This window comes from Microbacterium deferens, from assembly GCF_045517775.1.
Taxonomy (GTDB): domain Bacteria; phylum Actinomycetota; class Actinomycetes; order Actinomycetales; family Microbacteriaceae; genus Microbacterium.
The window spans coordinates 141,595-159,622 of sequence record NZ_JBEUWT010000001.1; the positions used below are offsets into that span (position 1 = coordinate 141,595).

Sequence of the window (18,028 nt, forward strand, 5' to 3'; positions counted from 1 at the left end):
AACGCGAAAGCTAGAATCGAACCATGGCCGCTCGACCCACCGCTCCTGAGAAGCGCCCCAATTTCTTCTCCCAGCTCCGCACCCTGTTCACATTCACGCGGGATGCCTACAAATGGCTCCCCTACGTGCTGGCGGGCATCGTCGTTCTGGGTATCGCCCTGGGCATCGGCATCGGATTCCTGATCCCGCCGTTCGCGATCTGGAGCGTCATCCTCTGGGGCTTCACTGGCCTTCTCGCGGGCATCCTGGCCGCCATGATCACGATGACGCGGCTATCGACCAAGGCCATGTACCGCAAGATCGACGGCATGCCGGGCGCCGCGGGGCACGTGCTCTCGACGTCGCTCGGTCGTCACTGGCAGGCGTCCGAGATGCCGGTGGGTGTGAACCCCCGCACGCAGGAGGCTGTCTACCGTGCCATCGGCCGTGGTGGCGTCGTTCTCGTCGGCGAGGGTTCGCGCGGCCGTCTCACCCGTCTGGTGAACGAAGAGCGCTCGAAGATCCAGCGCGTGGCCTCTGGTGTGCCGGTGACGGTGCTCTATCTCGGGCACGGCGACGACGATGTCGAGGTGAAGAACCTCGCCTCGGCGATCAAGTCGCTGCCCAAGAAGGTCGACCGTGCGTCCATGGCCGCGGTCATCAAGCGCGTCGACTCGGTGTCGCAGTCGCTCGCGTCGCTGCCGATCCCGAAGGGCATCGACCCGACGAAGGCGCGCGCCCCGCGTCCGCGCTGATCCTGCGTCAGCGGCGTACGAGGACCGTTCCGACGGCCTTGTCGTGCAGGCCGCGCTGATCGGCGTCCCAGATCACCGCGGGGATGACGAGGATCAGCAGCACGGTACGGATCACCGGTTTCCACAGCCCCACCCAGCCGCCGTCGAGGCGCTGCAGGCGCAGCCCGACGAGGCGGTGCCCGGGGCTGCCCTGGAGGGTCGGCAGGAAGACGATCTGAATCGCCGCGAAGATCACGAAGATCGCGACGGCGTCCCACGCGAAGAATCCCGAGATCAGGTAGGCCGCGCCGTAGTCGATGAAGAGAGCACCGACGCGTCGACCGAGGCGCGCGACCGATCCCGGACCTTCTTTCGGGTATCCGAGTCGATCACCGGGGAAGTCGGACGGGGCGAAGGTCATCCGGCAAGCCTAACCACGGGCTCGTAACATCCCGGAAACATATGGGACACTGGCGAGCAATGCCCTGCCGATAGGTTCGACTGGTCAGGCCTAGCGGCCGGCACATCCCGATTCGCTACCTCTGGAGTCTTCATGTTCAAAGATTCGTCCGAGGTTCTGCGCTTCATCCAGGAAGAGGACGTCAAGTTCCTCGATATCCGTTTCACGGATCTCCCGGGTGTGCAGCAGCACTTCAACATCCCCGCGGCCACCGTCGACGAGGAGTTCTTCACCGTCGGACAGCTGTTCGACGGGTCCTCGATCCGCGGATTCGCGAACATCCACGAATCCGACATGCAGCTCATCCCCGACGTCACCACGGCGTACCTCGACCAGTTCCGCGAAGCGAAGACGCTTGTCATGGTCTTCGACATCTACAACCCGCGCAACGGCGAGATCTACTCGAAGGACCCGCGTCAGGTCGCCAAGAAGGCTGAGAAGTACCTCGCCTCCACCGGCATCGCCGACACCGCGTTCTTCGCCCCCGAGGCCGAGTTCTACATCTTCGATGACGTGCGCTTCGAGGTGAAGCAGAACTCGAGCTTCTACTCGGTGGACTCCGAGGAAGGCGCCTGGAACACGGGCCGCGAGGAAGAGGGCGGAAACCTCGCCAACAAGACCCCCTACAAGGGCGGTTACTTCCCGGTCTCCCCCGTCGACAAGACGGCTGACCTCCGCGATGACATCACGCTGAAGCTGATCGAGGCGGGCTTCGAGCTCGAGCGTTCGCACCACGAGGTCGGCACCGGCGGTCAGCAGGAGATCAACTACCGCTTCGACACGATGCTGCACGCGGCCGACGACATCCTGAAGTTCAAGTACATCGTCAAGAACACCGCTGAGCAGTGGGGCAAGGTCGCGACCTTCATGCCGAAGCCGCTCTTCGGCGACAACGGCTCGGGTATGCACACCCACCAGTCGCTGTGGCAGGACGGCAAGCCGCTGTTCTACGACGAGACCGGCTACGGCGGGCTCTCCGACGTCGCGCGCTGGTACATCGGCGGTCTGCTGGCCCACGCGCCCGCGGTGCTCGCGTTCACCAACCCGACGCTGAACAGCTACCACCGTCTGGTGAAGGGCTTCGAGGCCCCGGTCAACCTGGTCTACTCGGCCGGTAACCGCTCGGCCGCGATCCGCATCCCGATCACGGGTTCGAACCCGAAGGCGAAGCGCATCGAGTTCCGCGCACCGGATGCTTCGGGCAACCCGTACCTCGCGTTCGCGGCTCAGCTGATGGCAGGCATCGACGGCATCAAGAACCGCATCGAGCCGCACGAGCCCGTCGACAAGGACCTCTACGAGCTCCCCGCCGAAGAGGCCAAGAACATCCCGCAGGTTCCGAACTCGCTTCTCGACTCGCTCGAGGCGCTTCGCGCAGACCACGAGTTCCTCCTCGCCGGCGGCGTGTTCACCCAGGAGCTCATCGACACCTGGATCGAGTACAAGATCGAGAACGAGATCCAGCCGATCGCGCAGCGTCCGCACCCGTTCGAGTACGAGCTGTACTTCGGCGTCTAGCCACAACCACCGGGATTGCGGGGCAGAACGGGCGTCTAGTCCGCGTTTAGTCCGCAGAATCCTCTGAAGAGCCCCCCGGGAACGGATCCGGGGGGCTCTTTCATGTTTGCGGCCCGTACGCGCGCACAGCATCCTCAAGCGAGGGGACCATGGCGATCAGCTCCGGCGGCGCGGAGTCGCCGTAGTAGTTGCCGTATTCGTCCACCACAGCGTGGAATCGGAATGCGGCCCACCATGACTGGTGGACCTGCCACACTCGTCCGAGGGTGGCGCTGGTTGAATCCCCCAGCATCACCACGTAGGAGTCGTCCGACACCGGATGCGCGGTCATGTCATCGACCCGGAGTACTTCACTCATTCGTCGGCCTCTCGGTAAGCACCGCCGCGACCGCGGCGCGTGAGGTGTCGTAAAGCGAACGCGCGCGAGTTCAGCCACGCCGGGTCGAGATTGAGCTCGTCCGCCATCGCTTCCGCAATGGACATGATCCTCGGGTCGGGATTGAGCAGCAGGACGTCCAGGTCGGGGGTCATCCGCGGGCGTTCAAGTTGAAGGGTCAGGGCAGCGCCACCGACGAGGTACGCGTCGACCCGGACGCCTTGCTCCTCACATCTGCTGACGAGCTCAGAGATGAGACCGCCGACCTAGTCCGCGCGGATCATCCGCAGCTCTGTCATGCAGTCGTCCAGTCGCGGTCGCGCGTGAGGATGTTCTTCGCAAGGAATCGCGCCGGAGTCTGCGCCCGGAGCCTGGCCCGGTACTCATCACCCGGATCGTCGCTTGTCAACATCGTGGGCTCGCTCAACGGAGGGACGTTGTCCATCCACAGTTCCGGTGTGCCGCCGATCATCTCGATGGAGTAGGCCATCCCGGTCGCGAGAAGAGTGTCCCATTTTCGGTCACCGGTCGACGCAGGTTCCTCGACGGCCCACCGCGGCAGGCCCCCCTCCGGGAGAGCACCGAGCGCGCGGATACGACCGGCAGCCTCAACCATGTCGAGCATCGCGGTCCAGTCCTCGCCCCTGCGCAACCACCCCCTTATCGACTTTGCGATCTCGCGAGTCGGAATGAGCGACGCAGTCGGGGAACGCTCGATCTTGACGGTCCACCCAGACGCTTCCAGGGCAGCGGTCATCGTCTCCCATCCAGGGTCGGAGGTCGCCGCCTCGATCCGACTGATCGTCGACTGCTCGATCCCGCTGCGCCTCGAGACCTCCGCCTGCGAAATGCCAGCACGACGACGCGCATCGCGTAGGAGGGTGGACGGACTTGTCATAACACCATGCTATGCGTGCACGCATAGATGATCAACGCACTCGCCAAGACCGATGATCGCCTAGCGTGGACGAGGCGCAAGTGGAAGGTCAGATGTTCGGAGTCTCGGAGCAGCAGCAGCAGTCGCCTGCTCGCGGCGAGGTGTCCATTGAGCGTCCAGAAACGACCCGAAGTGTCCACGAATATGACCCCGATCAATACCCCGCGTCCCCGGAATCACGGGGTTGACCGCACCTTCGCCCAACACGAGCTGTACTTCGGGGTCTCACGCGTAGCAACGCGTAGGGACACGTACTTGGTGCGTGGCAAACGCGGTGCATTGAGTACCCCCTGAGGACGACGACCTTCTCGAACTCCTGTCTGCGCCCATGGGGGAAAGCTACCCGAGACCGCTCCACGTGCGCTCTCCCCCGGCACCCCGCCTCAGGGTTCGCGTCGAGCCGTGCGCCACAGCCCGAAGGCGAGCGGGATTCCGACCCAGATCAGCACCGACACCAGCAGCTTCGGCCAGTCGTCGGCGGTCATCTCGCCCGTCATGAGGGTTGTGAAGGTCACGCTCGTGTCGAGCCATTGCGCGGGTTCGCGGAGCGACTCGACCGTGAGGGTGAGCACCGTCCACACCGTGGGCAACCCGAGGTACGCCACGATCGCGATCGGCGTGCTCAAGAACGCGAGCCCGAACGCGACCCCCTGAATGACGAGCAGCACGAGCGCGAGCGCTGTTCCGGCTACCACTCCCCCGTCGAGCGCCCACGATCCGTCGCCGCCGAGCCACACGATGCCGATGAGGTTCGCGAGCGCGCTCGCCCCGAGCGTCACGACCATCATCGCGACGCCGAGTGAGCTGGCCGAGGCGATCTTCGCCGCGTTGACGCGCGTGCGACGCGGCTCGAGCACGAAGGTCGTGAGAGCCGTGCGCGCAGACCACTCGCTCGTGGCCGCCATCACGCCGATCAGCGGAAGCAGCAACAACTGCCCGGTGGAGGCCGCCCCCGTGAGGTTCGTCCACGTGACGAACTCCGACTCGGCGGTGAACAGGTTGAGCGCGATGAACCCGGCGCTGATCACGGCGATCGACACGAGCAGCCAGAGTCCGGCGCGGGTGTCGAGTTGCTTGCGCAGCTCGACGGCGCAGAGCCTCAGAAACGGAATCCCCTGAGAAGAGCGGATGCGGGGGACGGCAGGGGTGAGCGTGGTCATGCGGACACATCCTCTCGCCCGTGCTGGGCGGTCATGGAGAAGAACAGTTCCTCGAGCCCGGCGTTCGCCGAGGGACGAAGGTCGGTCACAGCGATCGCGGCGGCGAGGGCGAGCCGCCCGACCTCCTCGACGGTTGCCGAGGTCGTCAGCCCCGTCGGCGTCGTCGTCACCTCGAACCCGGCTGTGGTGAGGGCTCGGGCGAGTTCGGCGTTGTCGAGGCTCTCCACCTGCGTGCCCTTCGTCGCGAGAAGGTCGGCGGCGCTCCCCTGGGCGAGGATGCGACCCTGCCCGATGATGACGAGGTCGTCTGCGACGGCCTCGATCTCGAGCAGCAGGTGCGACGACAGCAGTACGGTGCCGCCGCGGGCGGCGAAGGAGGTGAGGAGTTCCCGCATCCATCGGATCCCGGCGGGGTCGAGTCCGTTCGAGGGTTCATCGAGGATCAGCACGTCCGGCTCGCCGAGCAGGGCGCTGGCGATACCGAGTCGCTGACGCATCCCGAGGGAGTAGCCGCGCACGCGCGAGGCGCCCTCGCGGGTGGTGAGCCCGACGACCTCGAGGAGTTCATCTGCTCTGCTCGCGGGCAGGCCCATGAGGTGAGCCGAGATGGCCAGGGTCTCGCGACCGGTGCGACCCGGATGCTGGGCGCTCGCGTCGAGCAGCATTCCGACATCGCGCCCGGGGTTGTCGAGCGCGTGGAAGGGCACGCCCAACACCGTGCTGGATCCCGACGTCGGAGCGGCGAGACCACACAGCATCCGCATGGTCGTCGACTTACCTGCACCGTTGGGGCCGAGGAAGCCGGTGATCCGGCCGGGGAGGGCCGTGAACGACACGTCATCGACAACCGCCTTCGCGCCGTATTTCTTGGTGAGGTTCTCTGCGGTGATCATGTGTTCCAGCGTCGCGCGGTTACGCTCCCCGCAAATCGGAGCGCGGTCTCGGTCGCCTCCTCCTTTGGTCGGAGGCGACCGAGCCGAAGGGGTGAGCGGATGTCGCGACGCGCGTCTTAGGCTCGAAACGTGACCGTCCGCCCGAGCCTCCCCGTGCGCGCTGTCCGGAAAGACGCGGTGCGTCTGCCCGCCGCATCCGCCGCCCCACCGCTTCGACCGTGGTCACGCATCTGGCGCTATCTCGTCGCTCTCGGTGTCGGCCTTCTCTTCTGGATCTTCACGGTGGCCGAGTACATCGGCCCGAACCCCGACAGCCTCCCCGCCGACGAGAACGCCGCGATCGGTGCGTTTGCGATCCTCGATCTCGTCCTCGGTTTGATCGCCACGGCGCTCCTGCCGCTGCGCCGACGCTTTCCGCTGCTCGTCGCCGTGCTGACCGCCTGCCTCTCGGCCGTCTCGGTCTTCTCGGTGGGCCCCGCCATGCTCGCGATCGTGTCGATGAGCACCCGGCGGCGGTGGCGTCCCGTGGTCGTCGTCGGGCTCGTCTGGATTGTCTGCACCCTCTTCTACGAATTCGTGCTGCGCCCGAGTGTGCCGGGTGTCGCGAGCGAGGTCATCTCTCGGTGGGCGTCGGGCGGCGTCGCCGTTGCCGTGTACGCGATCTGCGTGTCGACAGGGTTCTACATCGGCGCGCGCCGTGACCTGCTGGCCTCACTGCGCGAACGAGCGAGGACCGCCGAGCGCGAACAGGCCCTGCGCGAAGACTCGGCCCGCGAGGCCGAGCGCACCCGCATTGCCCGAGAGATGCACGACGTGCTCGCGCACCACATCTCGCTCGTGAGCCTCCACGCCGGAGCCCTCACCTACCGCACCGACCTCACCCGCGACGAAACGGCGGAGGCCGCGGCGGTCATCCAGAACAACGCCCAACTGGCGCTCACCGAACTGCGCCAGATTCTGGGAGTGCTCCGCGATGTCGATGGTGGGGCGCAGGCCCGCGGGGCGTCGGAGAACGCCTTTGCCGAGGACGAGGGGCGCGCGGAACCGCCGCAGCCCACGCTCGCGGCGCTGCCCGCCCTCGTCGCCGACGGACGCGACGCCGGGATGCAGGTGACGACGGATGCGGATGGCCTCGCACTCGACGACCTCTCCGAGGCGGTCTCGCGCACCGCTTACCGCATCATCCAGGAGGCCCTGACCAATGCCCGCAAACACGCGCCCGGTGCGCCCGTGACGGTGCGCCTAGAGCGTCGGGATGACGAGCTCTGGGTCACCGCGCGCAATTCGGTGGGCTACGCATCCGCGGGTTTGACCGCGGGCAGCGGCATGGGGCTCACCGGGTTGCAGGAGCGTGCCGAACTTGCCGGCGGAACCCTCGCTCACGGCATCGACAGCGACGGCAGCTTCGTCGTGACGGCGAGGTTGCCATGGGCGTGACGGAGCGAAGCATCCGCCTGGCGATCGTCGACGACGACGCCCTCGTTCGCGCAGGACTCCGGATGATTCTCGGCGGCGATGCGGCGATCACCATCGTCGGCGAATCGGCCGACGGGCGCGAGGCGCTCGACATGATCGCAACCGCTGCCCCGCACGTCGTACTCATGGACATCCGCATGCCGCGGCTGGACGGCCTCCAAACCACCAAGGCGCTCACGGCGCGCGCCGACCCGGCGCGGGTCATCGTGCTGACCACGTTCGACACCGACGATCTCGTCCTCGACGCCCTGCGCCACGGTGCGGTCGGCTTTCTCCTCAAAGACACCTCGCCCACCGAGCTCGTCGACGGCGTGCACCGGGTGGCCAGAGGAGAGTCGATCCTTTCGCCGAGCGTCACCGCGCAGCTCATCGCCGCGGTCAGCAGCGGCTCCGACGACCGGCGCACCCACGCTGTAGCGCTCTTGGGGCGGCTCACCGACCGCGAACGCGCCGTCGCCGTCGCCGTCGGTCGCGGCCTTTCCAACGCCGAGATCGCGGCATCGCTGTACATGGGGGTCGCGACCGTCAAAACGCACATCGGGCGCCTGTTCGCCAAGCTCGAGGCCACCAACCGCGTGCAGATCGCTCGCATCGTGCACGATGCGGGGCTCACCGACGAGTGAGCAGAGTCGACGCGTTACTCCCGAGCCCTTAGAGGCGCACGATGCTGTCGATGTCTTCGAGAAACTCCTGCAGCGACTCGTCAGACACCGTTGCTCGGGTCACTGCGAGCGCCGAGACGTCCGGGGTCTCATCTCTTACGTCCGTAGGTCGCATAGAAGGATCATCAATTCCGGCGTTGGAGCCGGTGTGAGGACGTTTCAACGGCCCACAACCCGCGGAAACACGGTGGAGGTGGCACCCGCGTCCTCGTACTGTGCATCCTGGTCGCACGCCGGCGAAACGTAGGCTTGCCGAATGATGCAATCGACCGGACCCCGACCCGTCACGATCGTCACCGGCGGTAGCCGCGGTATCGGCGCCGCCATCGCAGAGCGACTTGCCGCTGACGGCCATGACCTCGCCCTGACCTACAGGGTCGCCCGTGATGAAGCCGGGGCCGTCGCGGCAGCGTGCCGAGCCCTGGGCGCGCGGGTGCTGCTCATCCGGGCGGACCTTGCAGACCTCGACGACGCCGCCGGCGTGGTCCCGGCAACACTCGCCGAGTACGACCGACTGACCGGCCTCGTGAACAACGCCGGGATCACCATGCGGATCGGCGACTACATCGGCATCGACCTCGCCGAAGTGGAGCGGATGCTGCGCATCAATGTCCTCGCGCCCATCGCCGTAACCCGTGCAGCGCTCGAAGCGATGTCGACGGAAAGGGGCGGCGAAGGCGGCACGATCGTCAACATCTCCTCCGGCGCTGCGACCAGCGGCGCGCCGAACACCTACGTGCCGTATGCGATGAGCAAAGCCGCGATCAACGCGATGACCACCGGCTTGGCGAAAGAGTTCGGCCCGCAGGGCGTGCGCGTGAACACCGTCTCACCCGGCACCACGTACACGACCATCCACGCGGATGGCGGGCGCCCGAACGCTCCCGAAGAGCGCGCCCCCGGCATCCCGCTGCGCCGCGCTGCGCATCCCCACGAGGTCGCCGATGCCGTCGCCTACTTCTTCGGTCCGGGCGCCGCATTCACGTCCGGCGCAGACCTCCGAGTTACCGGAGGCAACTGAGCGCGCCCGACTCGGGCTCCACGAAGCTCACCTCCGCGATACCACGCGGAGTCCGCGTGCGGCGTGGCTATCGACGACGCCGGCTATGAGGCCGTCCCCCATTCGGAGGACAAGCGGAGTCGACTAGGGCGTCGACCGCGACGATGCACACCGCGATGTCGTGGAGCGTTGGGCTAGATGACGTCGAGCCCGTCCCATTCGTCGTTCTCCCACTCCCGGTTCCGGGCGCGAGTACGAGCCGTGACGACTGACGATGACCCCGCTGGGTGCTGAAGCAGCTCGACGCTGGACGCCATCGACGCGACCAGGTCAGGATCGAGGATTTCAGGATGAGCCGAGTCCTCCGTTCCGGCGATGACCTGACTCGAGGGGCCGATGAGGATGATAGATCGGCCGGGGGTGCCGTCGTCAGACAGGGTCGGGATCTCTACGGTGGCCGCCTGCCCTACGGATGCGAGCACCTGCGCATACTCCAAGAGAGCACGTGCGATGTCCGAGCCGGTGAGGAACGAGTCGCCCGCGTAGTGGATCCTGTGCATCATCCACATGTACTCCCCCATCGCGCGTACACCCGCCCCCTTTCCATTGGACGCCGCGTGCGTTAGGGCCTCACGGACACGCGTGTTGTAGCCTTCGATAGCGCGCGGATCGTTGCGATCCCCACGCTTGTTCGAGAAGGAACACACATGGGACACCTCATCTACGGCACTGCGCCCGCCATACGCATCGACGATCGGGGTCTCGAGCACCTGCGTGCCGTCATGCTCACGAAGCTCCGACGCAACGAGAGCTTCGGCTTCAACTGGGACAACGAGCCCGACGTACACGGCGACGACGCTCTCGCCAAGCCCGGTCTCCACGGCACGGTGTGGATTTCATCGAGCTCGTCGCTCTACTTCAGTTTTGACGAGCGCAGTGATCTGCCGTTGAACCGCAAGTGGCTGAGCCAACTCGCCGATCTCGCCAACGGAACCGGGGGTCTTCGTCTGATCCCCGAGCCCTCCCCGAGTAAAGGGTCGAACGCCGACAGCTGATGGTGGGGTTCAGACGCCCCCCGTTCCGAACTCGATGATCGGGCCGCGTGTGTACCGCACGCGTCAGATGACGCCCTGCGCGAGCATCGCGTGCGCGACCCGCTCGAAGCCGGCGGAGTTCGCGCCGATCACATAATCACCGGGGTGACCGTACCGCTCGGCCGCGTCGAAGGCCGCGTCGTGGACGCTTGCCATGATGGAACGGAGCCGACGCTCGCTGTCGTCGAAGCTCCACCTCTGGCGCGCCGCGTTCTGGCTCATCTCGAGTGCGGATGTGGCGACTCCGCCGGCGTTGGCTGCTTTGCCAGGACCGAAGAGAACTCCCGCGCCCTGGAAGGCGGCGATGGCCTCGGGAGTAGAGGGCATGTTCGCTCCCTCCGATACGGCACAGACACCGTTGGCGATGAGTGTCTGCGCATCGTCGAGGTCGAGCTCGTTCTGCGTCGCGGCCGGGACGGCGATGTCGACCGCGACCTCCCACGGGCGGGCCCCCTCGACGAACCGAGCGGACGGACGCCGCGCCGCGTACTCGTGGATCCGCGCGCGTTCGACCTCCTTCACGTGCCGTAAGAGCGCGACATCGATTCCCTCGTGGTCCACGACGTACCCGGACGAGTCGGATGCGGTGACAGGCGTTGCACCCAGCTGCCAGGCCTTTTCGATCGCGTAGATCGCGACGTTGCCCGAGCCTGAGACTCCGACCCTGAGACCGTCGAGCGATCTGCTGTGGACGGCCAACATCTGCTGAGCGAAGAAGACGGCGCCGTAGCCGGTCGCCTCGGTGCGCACCTCCGCACCGCCCCACTGGACGCCTTTACCCGTGAACATCCCCGACTCGTGGCGGTTCGTGATCTTCCGGTACTGCCCGAAGAGATAGCCGATCTCGCGGGCGCCCACACCGATGTCGCCCGCCGGAACGTCGGTGTGCTCGCCGAGGTGGCGGTAGAGCTCAGTCATGAACGACTGGCAGAACCGCATGGCCTCAGCGTCGGAGCGTCCGTGCGGGTCGAAGTCGCTGCCGCCTTTGGCCCCGCCGATGCCCTGCCCGGTGAGCGCATTCTTGAAGATCTGCTCGAATCCGAGGAACTTGATGATCGACAGATTCACCGATGGGTGGAAGCGCAGACCGCCCTTGTAGGGGCCGAGAACCGAAGAGAACTGCACACGGAAGCCCCGGTTCACCTGCAAGCGGCCGGCATCGTCGACCCACGGTACGCGGAAGAGGATCTGACGCTCGGGTTCGACCAACCGTTCGAGGATGCCGCCCTCGACGAACTGGGGGTATCGCTCCAGCACGGGAGCGATGGACTCGAGCACCTCTCGGACGGCCTGAAGAAACTCGGGTTCGTGCGGATTGCGCTTCTCGACGCTCGAATACACGTTGCGAACGGTGTCGGGCAGAGCGGACGGGGTCACGGTCATGGTGGAGCTTTCTGGCCGGATGATGTGAGCCGCCGCGCTCGGGTTGTGCGGCTGCCGGACTTCACCCTATCCAGACGAGCGGCCCCGTCCGAAAATATGACGCCGGCGGGGCTCCCACCGCATCCCCCGCCATCGCCGCTCCGTCAGTTCTCGACGGCGTCCTCTGCGTCGTCCATCGCTGCGGCGCCTTCTTCGGGCGATTCCGAGCCAGCGCCGGTGGCGTCGTCGTCTTGCGACAGGGAGTCGGTGCTGTTCGGGTTGCTCTTGTCAGTCATGGCATCCTCCTGTGATCGTGGTGTTCCACCAGCCAACTCCGCCAAAGGGCATGGGGCGAGGGGCTGGCGCGGATGCGTGATACGTGCGACGGCTCAGCCGTAGAAGAGGCGCTCGAACACGCGTCGCGCGCGACGCGACGTGCCCATCCACTGCTCCTCGATCACGGAGGCAGAGCGCGGCGGGTACTCGAGGATGCGCCCGATCCCGTCGAGCTTCGCCCGGTCGGTGGGCAGGGCGTCGCTGGTCTGGCCCGACAGCAGCGTGTTCGCTGAGCGGAGCCGGCTCGCGAGCAACCACGTCTCGCGCAGGCGCTCGGCGTCGGCATCCTCGATGAACCCGGCTTCTCGGGCGGCCTCGAGAGCGCGCAGGGTCGACGTGGTGCGCATGCCTGGGAGTTCGTGCGCGTGCTGCAACTGCAGCACCTGCACGAGCCACTCGACGTCGCTGAGAGAGCCCGGCCCGAGCTTCAGATGGCGAGACGGATCGGCGCCCTGCGGAAGCCGCTCGCTCTCGACGCGGGCCTTGATCCGCTTGATCTCGCGCAGCCCGTTCGGATCTATCGCGGGCGGGTAACGCACCCCGTCGACCATCTCGAAGAACGCCGTGAGCAGCTTCACGCTTCCCGCGATCCCGCGCGCGCGCAGCAGCGCCTGGGCCTCCCACGAGAGCGACCAGCGGCGGTAGTACTCGGCATACGCCTCGAGGGAGCGCGCGATCGGGCCGTTGCGTCCTTCGGGGCGGAGGTCGGCATCGAGGTCGAGTGGCAGGCGGTGATCCTCCGACTGCTGCCGGATGGCGGCGACGAGCTTCACCGAGAGGTCGTGAGCGCGTTGGGCGGGAACACCGTTCGCCCGGTAGACGTACATGACGTCGGCGTCGGAGCCGAAGCCGAGTTCGGAGCCACCGAAGCGTCCCATCGCGATGACCGCGAAATCGAGTGCCCCGTCTTCGGGCGGCACCACCTCGTGCCACACCGCACGGAGGGTTGCCTGAATGGATACTTCCGTGATCGTCGTGAGCGCGCTGGCGAGCTCCTCGATCGTGACGACGCCGAGCACGCCTGCCATCGCCGTGCGCAGCATCTCGCGGCGCCGAAGAGCCCTCACCGACCGCATGGCGTCGTCGACGCTGGCGTGCCGTGCCTGGATCGCCCGGGCCTCCTCCTGCAGCGAGATGCCGCTGCGCGGTCGTAAGAGCTCCTCGTCGTCGAGCCACGCGGCCGATTCCGGGATCCACTCCATCAGTTCACCGATGTACCGCGAGCCGGACAGCACACGAGTGAGGCTTTCGGCTGCGGCCGAAGAATCGCGCAGCATCCGCAGGAACCACGGGGTGTTGCCCAGGCGTTCGCTGATGCGTCGGAAGGCAAGCAGACCGTAGTCGGGGTCGACCCCGTCGGCGAACCAGCGGATCATGACCGGCATCAAGTGACGTTGGATGGATGCTTTGCGACTCAACCCCGTCGTGAGCGCGGCGATGTGCCGCAGCGCGCCGGCGGGGTCGCGGAAGCCGATCGCGCTCAGTCGGTCATGTGCCTGAGCGGTCGAGAGGGTGCGCTCCGCCTCGGGCAGGGCCGCAACGGCCGAGAGCAGCGGGCGATAGAACAGGCGCACATGGATGTCGCGCACCTCGCGCTTGGTCGCTTCCCACAGGTCGAGCACCCCCTGGCCGGTCTCGGCGAGCTTGGAGGAACGCGCGAGGGCCCTTTGCTCGTCGGGTTTGATCGGCATGAGGTGGGTGCGCCGCAGCGCCCGCAACTGCAGGCGGTGCTCGAGAAGCCGCAGCACGCGGTAGTCGCGTTCGAACGCGGTGGCGTCGGTGCGCCCGATGTATCCCTCCGCGACGAGTGCGTCGAGGGCGGCGAGCGTGCCGCGCTGGCGGATCCGTTCATCGCTCAGGCCGTGTACGAGCTGCAGCAGCTGCACCGTGAACTCGATGTCGCGGAGGCCGCCCGGTCCTAGCTTGATCTGGCGGGCGACTTCATCGGCGGGTATATGGTCGGTGACCCGCTCCCGCATCTTCTGCACGCCTTCGACGAAGTTCTCTCGAGCGCCACTCGTCCAGACCTTCGGCTGCACCGCCGCGACGTAGCGTTCGCCGAGGTCGGTGTCGCCGGCGACGGCGCGTGCCTTCAGCAGGGCTTGGAACTCCCAGCTCTTGGCCCAGCGGTCGTAGTAGGTCAGATGGGAGTCCAGCGTGCGCACGAGAGCACCCTGCTTGCCCTCGGGGCGCAGGTTCGGGTCGACCTCCCAGAGGCCGGGTTCGATCTCGGCGCCCGAGATCCCCCGCATGGTCTGCACCGCCAGACGCGTCGCGATGTCGATCGCGCGCGATTCGCTCACGACGTCTTCGTCGGAGGTGCCGCCGACGAAGATGACGTCGACGTCGCTGACGTAGTTGAGCTCTTGGGCCCCGGCCTTTCCCATCGCGATGATCGCGAAGCAGGTCGCCGCGACCTGGGCATGCGGAAAGGCGGCCGTGCCCGCCGAAGAATCCGAGACCCGGGTGCGGGCGACGGCGAGCGAGGCCTCGAGGGCAGCGCCGGCAGCATCCGCCAGGCGCGCGGAGACGGAGTCGACGACCTCGGTGGGGTCGTCTTGTGCCAGGTCGTAGGCAGCGATACGGGCCAGGATGCTGCGATAGCGCACGCGCAGCGCGACCCACGCCGCCTCTCCCCCGCTCTCCGCGAAACCGTCGCGGGCTCCGACCGACTCGAGCATCGCCGCGCGCATCGCCTCGTCGGCAGGCAGGCTCTCGCCCGCTCCGCGCAGGTGCACGAGCTCCTCCGGGTGGCGCAGATAGAACTCGCCAAAACCGAGCGAGGCGCCGGCGAGGTTCCAGATTGCGCGCCAGGCCGCAGCATCCGCCGCCGCCGTCCGCACGGCGTCGGCGTTACGGCGGGCGATCCGCACGAGACCCGAGAGGGCCTCATCGGGGTCGGCGGAGCGGGAAGCGGCTGCGGTCAGTTCCTCACGGTCGACCGAGAGAAGACCGGCGAGTTCGTCGAGCAGCGCGTCGGCCTCGGTGAGGCGCGCGAAACCGCGACGTGCGAGACCCGTGAGAGGGGACGACCGATCACTCGACGTCATCGGCCGACCCCTCTCAGGCGCGTCTCTCGGGTCAAAGCATTTCGAGGTTGCTCTGCAGCTCGAACGGCGTCACTTGGGCGCGGTACTGCTGCCACTCGCGACGCTTGTTGAGCAGCACGTAGTTGAAGACGGTCTCACCGAGCGTCTCGGCGACAAGTTCCGACTCCTCCATGTAGGAAAGGGCGTCGTCGAGACTCTGCGGCAGTGGGGCGTATCCGAGGGCGCGGCGCTCGGAATCGGTCAGCGACCACACGTTGTCCTCCGCCTCGGCGGGGAGTTCGTACTCCTCTTCGATGCCCTTGAGGCCCGCGGCCAGCATCAGCGCGTAGGCGAGGTAGGGGTTCGCCGCCGAGTCGAGCGCGCGGTACTCGATGCGCGATGACTGGCCCTTGTTGGGCTTGTACATCGGCACACGCACGAGCGCGGAGCGGTTGTTGTGGCCCCAGCAGATGAAGCTGGGGGCCTCGTCGCCGCCCCACAGGCGCTTGTACGAGTTGACGAACTGGTTCGTCACGGCCGAGATCTCGTTCGCGTGGCGCAGGAGGCCGGCGATGAACTGTCGACCGACCTTCGAGATCTGGTACTGCGCGCCCTCCTCGTAGAAGGCGTTCATGTCGCCCTCGAAGAGCGACATGTGCGTGTGCATGCCGCTGCCGGGCTGTCCGCTGATCGGCTTCGGCATGAAGGTCGCGTAGACGCCCTGCTCGATCGCGACCTCTTTGATCACCGTGCGGAAGGTCATGATGTTGTCGGCCATCGTCAGCGCGTCGGCGTAACGGAGGTCGATCTCGTTCTGGCCGGGCCCGCCCTCGTGGTGGCTGAACTCGACGGAGATGCCGAGGTCTTCCAGCATCCGCACCGACCGGCGACGGAAGTCGTGGGCGGTGCCTCCGGGCACGTTATCGAAGTATCCGGCGGAGTCGACGGGCTCGGGCTGCCCGTTGGCGCCGAGGGTGGACGACTTCAGGAGGTAGAACTCGATCTCGGGGTGCGTGTAGAACGTGAACCCGGCGTCGGCCGCCTTCGCGAGCGTGCGCTTCAGTACGTGCCGCGGGTCGGCCACGGCGGGCTGACCGTCGGGGGTCGTGATGTCGCAGAACATGCGCGCGGTCGGGTCGACTTCACCGCGCCACGGCAGCGTCTGGAAGGTGGTCGGATCGGGGTGTGCGAGCAGGTCCGACTCGTAGGAGCGGGTCAGTCCCTCGATCGCCGAGCCGTCGAAACCGAGTCCCTCGGCGAAGGCGCCCTCCACCTCGGCGGGCGCGATGGCGACCGACTTGAGGGTCCCCATGACGTCGGTGAACCACAGGCGCACGAACTTGACGCCGCGCTCCTCGATCGTGCGCAGTACGAAGTCACGCTGCTTGTCCATGGTGTCCCCTCGGGTTACGGATCGACTACTTCTGGGCGCCGTCGGCGCCCCAATTCTTCTCGCGGGCCTCGTCTTCGTCCCACTCGCGCGAACGCTCGCGCAGGAGGGCGGGAGCATTCGCCGCCTCTTCGGCGGTGTCGAACGGGCCGGCGCGATCGACCATCGGAGACGCGAAGCCGCGCTCGACCTGGCCCGTCGTCAGGTTGTACCAGTACTTCTCGCTGTCATCGGTCACGGAAGACTCCTCGTTTCACACGGCGCGCGGGCTGCTTCGAGGTTCCGAAGGGCCACTGTCGATCCTACTGATCGCGCACCTCTCGCTGGATAGGGTGGGGGCATGGCATTGAACGCGTCGAAAGCAGTCGGAGTGGACATCGGCGGGACCGGCATCAAAGCCGGGATCGTCGACCTCGAAAAGGGCGAGCTGCTCAGCGACCGCATCAAGGTGCCCACCCCCGCCGGCGCCGAGCCGAAGGACGTGCTCGACGCGGTGACGCAGGTGCTCGACAAGCTCGGGGTCGCCGATGACACCGACCTCGCGCTCGGGGTCGCGTTTCCCGCGATCGTGAAGAGCGGTCGCACGCTCTCCGCCGCCAACGTGTCGAAATCGTGGATCGGCTTCGAAGCCGAGAAGTTCTTCGAAGACGGCCTCGGCCGCGGCATCCACTTCGCCAACGATGCCGACGTCGCCGGTATCGCCGAGGTGCGCTACGGCGCCGCCAAGGGCGTCGAGGGTCTGGTCATTCTCACCACCCTCGGAACCGGCATCGGCTCGGCGATGATCTACGACGGCGTGCTGATCCCCAACAGCGAGCTCGGACACCTTCAGCGCGCGGAGCACAAGCGCGACGCCGAAGGCTACGCCGCCTACTCGGCCATGGAGCGCGAGGAGCTGTCGTGGGAGAAGTGGGCGAAGCGACTGCAGTGGTACTACGACTACGTCGAGTTCCTGTTCAGCCCCGACCTGTTCGTTGTCGGTGGGGGCGTCTCGAAGCACTCCGACGAGTTCCTCGGGCTGCTGAAGCTCAACACCCCGATCGTGCCCGCCGTGCACCGCAATAACGCCGGCATCATCGGTGCCGCGTCGCTGGCCGTGCCCGTTCCGGAGGCGCTGCCCGCCGTCAAGTAGGGGTCGGCGGATGCCCGGATGCTTCGACAGGCTCAGCCACCGGGCAGGGCTCAGCGGTCGGTCCCTGAGCTTGTCGAAGGGGACGACCGGCGAGGTGCGAATGGGCCGGCCTGTACGCCGGGTTCTGTCCGGGGGCGTGAGCCCCGTGGACGGTCATCTCTCTACGCGACACGTTGCCGTGCCGCTCTAGCGGCCTACCCGGGAACTCGGCGAGCCGCGTCAACATCCCCTGTATGGCCTTGCTCCGGACGAGGTTTACCGTGCGGGTCGTGTCACCACGACCCCGGTGGTCTCTTACACCACCCTTTCACCCTTACCCCATCGCCCCTTCGACAAGCTCAGGGACCGATGAGGCGGTCTGCTCTCTGTGGCACTGTCTCGCGGATCACTCCGGGTGGGTGTTACCCACCGTCCTGCCCTGTGGAGCCCGGACGTTCCTCGGCACGGGCGAACCCGTGACGCGACCGTCCAGCCGACCCATTCGCGTGGT

19 protein-coding genes and 1 other RNA gene are annotated in these 18,028 nt (G+C 66.9%); 7 read left to right on the plus strand and 13 right to left on the minus strand.

Features of this window, described 5'->3' with window-relative positions; translation table 11 throughout:
• The first annotated feature begins 23 nt into the window (after nt 1–23).
• Nucleotides 24–734 (plus strand): DUF4191 domain-containing protein, encoded by a 711-nt coding sequence (locus tag ABTU82_RS00665; protein ID WP_116646535.1) that lies wholly within the window; start codon nt 24–26, stop codon nt 732–734.
• A 7-nt stretch (nt 735–741) separates the two neighbouring features.
• Here ABTU82_RS00665 and ABTU82_RS00670 read toward each other — a convergent pair whose 3' ends face one another.
• Entirely contained in the window at nt 742–1,134 is a 393-nt protein-coding gene (locus ABTU82_RS00670; protein WP_116646534.1) for an RDD family protein, read from the minus strand.
• A gap of 132 nt (nt 1,135–1,266) precedes the next feature.
• Between ABTU82_RS00670 and glnA (ABTU82_RS00675) the strand changes: the two genes are divergently transcribed.
• Entirely contained in the window at nt 1,267–2,691 is a 1,425-nt protein-coding gene (glnA, locus tag ABTU82_RS00675) for a type I glutamate--ammonia ligase (protein ID WP_116646533.1), read from the plus strand.
• Nucleotides 2,692–2,791: 100 nt separating this feature from the next.
• Here the strand turns inward: glnA (ABTU82_RS00675) and ABTU82_RS00680 are convergent, their stop codons facing one another.
• From ABTU82_RS00680 to ABTU82_RS00700, 5 genes are all read right to left on the minus strand, one after another.
• Complete coding sequence (locus tag ABTU82_RS00680; protein WP_407171005.1) at nt 2,792–3,049, minus strand: hypothetical protein; 258 nt, start codon at nt 3,047–3,049, stop codon at nt 2,792–2,794.
• Nucleotides 3,046–3,222: a hypothetical protein gene (locus ABTU82_RS00685; protein WP_407171007.1), complete on the minus strand. Its 177-nt coding sequence runs from the start codon at nt 3,220–3,222 to the stop codon at nt 3,046–3,048. Before ABTU82_RS00685 ends, ABTU82_RS00680 begins: the two co-directional genes overlap by 4 nt.
• 140 nt (nt 3,223–3,362) lie before the next feature.
• Complete coding sequence (locus tag ABTU82_RS00690) at nt 3,363–3,965, minus strand: helix-turn-helix domain-containing protein (RefSeq protein WP_407171010.1); 603 nt, start codon at nt 3,963–3,965, stop codon at nt 3,363–3,365.
• 422 nt (nt 3,966–4,387) lie between these two features.
• The gene (locus tag ABTU82_RS00695; protein WP_407171012.1) at nt 4,388–5,164 is read right to left on the minus strand and encodes an ABC transporter permease; all 777 of its coding nucleotides are present in this window, start codon (nt 5,162–5,164) and stop codon (nt 4,388–4,390) included.
• Nucleotides 5,161–6,057, minus strand: a complete 897-nt coding sequence (locus tag ABTU82_RS00700) for an ABC transporter ATP-binding protein (protein ID WP_407171014.1) — start codon at nt 6,055–6,057, stop codon at nt 5,161–5,163. Before ABTU82_RS00700 ends, ABTU82_RS00695 begins: the two co-directional genes overlap by 4 nt.
• A 129-nt stretch (nt 6,058–6,186) precedes the next feature.
• On the opposite strand from ABTU82_RS00700, the gene ABTU82_RS00705 reads away from it, so the two are divergent.
• The 3 genes from ABTU82_RS00705 (at nt 6,187) to ABTU82_RS00715 (ending at nt 9,216) form a co-directional block, all read left to right on the plus strand.
• Nucleotides 6,187–7,494 (plus strand): sensor histidine kinase, encoded by a 1,308-nt coding sequence (locus tag ABTU82_RS00705; protein ID WP_407171015.1) that lies wholly within the window; start codon nt 6,187–6,189, stop codon nt 7,492–7,494.
• Nucleotides 7,485–8,156, plus strand: a complete 672-nt coding sequence (locus ABTU82_RS00710) for a response regulator transcription factor (RefSeq protein ID WP_407171017.1) — start codon at nt 7,485–7,487, stop codon at nt 8,154–8,156. The genes ABTU82_RS00705 and ABTU82_RS00710 overlap by 10 nt, the downstream gene beginning before the upstream one ends.
• A 295-nt stretch (nt 8,157–8,451) precedes the next feature.
• Nucleotides 8,452–9,216 (plus strand): SDR family NAD(P)-dependent oxidoreductase, encoded by a 765-nt coding sequence (locus tag ABTU82_RS00715; RefSeq protein WP_407171019.1) that lies wholly within the window; start codon nt 8,452–8,454, stop codon nt 9,214–9,216.
• A gap of 173 nt (nt 9,217–9,389) precedes the next feature.
• Here the strand turns inward: ABTU82_RS00715 and ABTU82_RS00720 are convergent, their stop codons facing one another.
• On the minus strand, nt 9,390–9,758 hold the full coding sequence (locus ABTU82_RS00720) for a hypothetical protein (RefSeq protein WP_407171021.1): 369 nt from the start codon (nt 9,756–9,758) through the stop codon (nt 9,390–9,392).
• Between the two features lie 144 nt (nt 9,759–9,902).
• Here ABTU82_RS00720 and ABTU82_RS00725 point away from each other — a divergent pair, with 144 nt between their 5' ends.
• The gene (locus ABTU82_RS00725; RefSeq protein ID WP_407171022.1) at nt 9,903–10,250 is read left to right on the plus strand and encodes a DUF7882 family protein; all 348 of its coding nucleotides are present in this window, start codon (nt 9,903–9,905) and stop codon (nt 10,248–10,250) included.
• Nucleotides 10,251–10,313: 63 nt separating this feature from the next.
• Here ABTU82_RS00725 and gdhA read toward each other — a convergent pair whose 3' ends face one another.
• From gdhA to ABTU82_RS00750, 5 genes are all read right to left on the minus strand, one after another.
• Nucleotides 10,314–11,672 (minus strand): NADP-specific glutamate dehydrogenase, encoded by a 1,359-nt coding sequence (gene gdhA / locus ABTU82_RS00730; RefSeq protein ID WP_407171023.1) that lies wholly within the window; start codon nt 11,670–11,672, stop codon nt 10,314–10,316.
• A gap of 143 nt (nt 11,673–11,815) precedes the next feature.
• The gene (locus ABTU82_RS00735; RefSeq protein WP_276308329.1) at nt 11,816–11,947 is read right to left on the minus strand and encodes a hypothetical protein; all 132 of its coding nucleotides are present in this window, start codon (nt 11,945–11,947) and stop codon (nt 11,816–11,818) included.
• Between the two features lie 93 nt (nt 11,948–12,040).
• Nucleotides 12,041–15,037: a bifunctional [glutamine synthetase] adenylyltransferase/[glutamine synthetase]-adenylyl-L-tyrosine phosphorylase gene (locus tag ABTU82_RS00740; protein ID WP_116646523.1), complete on the minus strand. Its 2,997-nt coding sequence runs from the start codon at nt 15,035–15,037 to the stop codon at nt 12,041–12,043.
• A 31-nt stretch (nt 15,038–15,068) separates the two neighbouring features.
• Complete coding sequence (gene glnA, locus ABTU82_RS00745; RefSeq protein ID WP_116646522.1) at nt 15,069–16,409, minus strand: type I glutamate--ammonia ligase; 1,341 nt, start codon at nt 16,407–16,409, stop codon at nt 15,069–15,071.
• A 25-nt stretch (nt 16,410–16,434) separates the two neighbouring features.
• Nucleotides 16,435–16,644, minus strand: coding sequence for an SPOR domain-containing protein (locus tag ABTU82_RS00750; protein WP_116646521.1), 210 nt, complete (start codon nt 16,642–16,644; stop codon nt 16,435–16,437).
• A 102-nt stretch (nt 16,645–16,746) separates the two neighbouring features.
• Between ABTU82_RS00750 and ppgK the strand changes: the two genes are divergently transcribed.
• On the plus strand, nt 16,747–17,538 hold the full coding sequence (gene ppgK, locus ABTU82_RS00755; protein ID WP_407171029.1) for a polyphosphate--glucose phosphotransferase: 792 nt from the start codon (nt 16,747–16,749) through the stop codon (nt 17,536–17,538).
• 97 nt (nt 17,539–17,635) lie between these two features.
• Here ppgK and rnpB read toward each other — a convergent pair.
• Nucleotides 17,636–18,018, minus strand: an RNA gene (gene rnpB / locus ABTU82_RS00760) — RNase P RNA component class A.
• Nucleotides 18,019–18,028 lie beyond the last annotated feature (10 nt).

What these genes read in the sequence shown, in the direction of transcription:
- ABTU82_RS00735 (WP_276308329.1), bottom strand. Translation starts at nt 11,947, where the DNA reads ATGACTGACAAGAGCAACCCGAACAGCACCGACTCCCTGTCGCAAGAC.
- ABTU82_RS00740 (WP_116646523.1), bottom strand. Translation starts at nt 15,037, where the DNA reads ATGACGTCGAGTGATCGGTCGTCCCCTCTCACGGGTCTCGCACGTCGC.
- glnA (WP_116646533.1), top strand. Translation starts at nt 1,267, where the DNA reads ATGTTCAAAGATTCGTCCGAGGTTCTGCGCTTCATCCAGGAAGAGGAC.
- ABTU82_RS00680 (WP_407171005.1), bottom strand. Translation starts at nt 3,049, where the DNA reads ATGAGTGAAGTACTCCGGGTCGATGACATGACCGCGCATCCGGTGTCG.
- ABTU82_RS00670 (WP_116646534.1), bottom strand. Translation starts at nt 1,134, where the DNA reads ATGACCTTCGCCCCGTCCGACTTCCCCGGTGATCGACTCGGATACCCG.
- ABTU82_RS00720 (WP_407171021.1), bottom strand. Translation starts at nt 9,758, where the DNA reads ATGATGCACAGGATCCACTACGCGGGCGACTCGTTCCTCACCGGCTCG.
- ABTU82_RS00695 (WP_407171012.1), bottom strand. Translation starts at nt 5,164, where the DNA reads ATGACCACGCTCACCCCTGCCGTCCCCCGCATCCGCTCTTCTCAGGGG.
- ABTU82_RS00665 (WP_116646535.1), top strand. Translation starts at nt 24, where the DNA reads ATGGCCGCTCGACCCACCGCTCCTGAGAAGCGCCCCAATTTCTTCTCC.
- glnA (WP_116646522.1), bottom strand. Translation starts at nt 16,409, where the DNA reads ATGGACAAGCAGCGTGACTTCGTACTGCGCACGATCGAGGAGCGCGGC.
- ABTU82_RS00700 (WP_407171014.1), bottom strand. Translation starts at nt 6,057, where the DNA reads ATGATCACCGCAGAGAACCTCACCAAGAAATACGGCGCGAAGGCGGTT.
- ABTU82_RS00725 (WP_407171022.1), top strand. Translation starts at nt 9,903, where the DNA reads ATGGGACACCTCATCTACGGCACTGCGCCCGCCATACGCATCGACGAT.
- ABTU82_RS00710 (WP_407171017.1), top strand. Translation starts at nt 7,485, where the DNA reads ATGGGCGTGACGGAGCGAAGCATCCGCCTGGCGATCGTCGACGACGAC.
- gdhA (WP_407171023.1), bottom strand. Translation starts at nt 11,672, where the DNA reads ATGACCGTGACCCCGTCCGCTCTGCCCGACACCGTTCGCAACGTGTAT.
- ppgK (WP_407171029.1), top strand. Translation starts at nt 16,747, where the DNA reads ATGGCATTGAACGCGTCGAAAGCAGTCGGAGTGGACATCGGCGGGACC.
- ABTU82_RS00690 (WP_407171010.1), bottom strand. Translation starts at nt 3,965, where the DNA reads ATGACAAGTCCGTCCACCCTCCTACGCGATGCGCGTCGTCGTGCTGGC.
- ABTU82_RS00685 (WP_407171007.1), bottom strand. Translation starts at nt 3,222, where the DNA reads ATGACCCCCGACCTGGACGTCCTGCTGCTCAATCCCGACCCGAGGATC.
- ABTU82_RS00715 (WP_407171019.1), top strand. Translation starts at nt 8,452, where the DNA reads ATGATGCAATCGACCGGACCCCGACCCGTCACGATCGTCACCGGCGGT.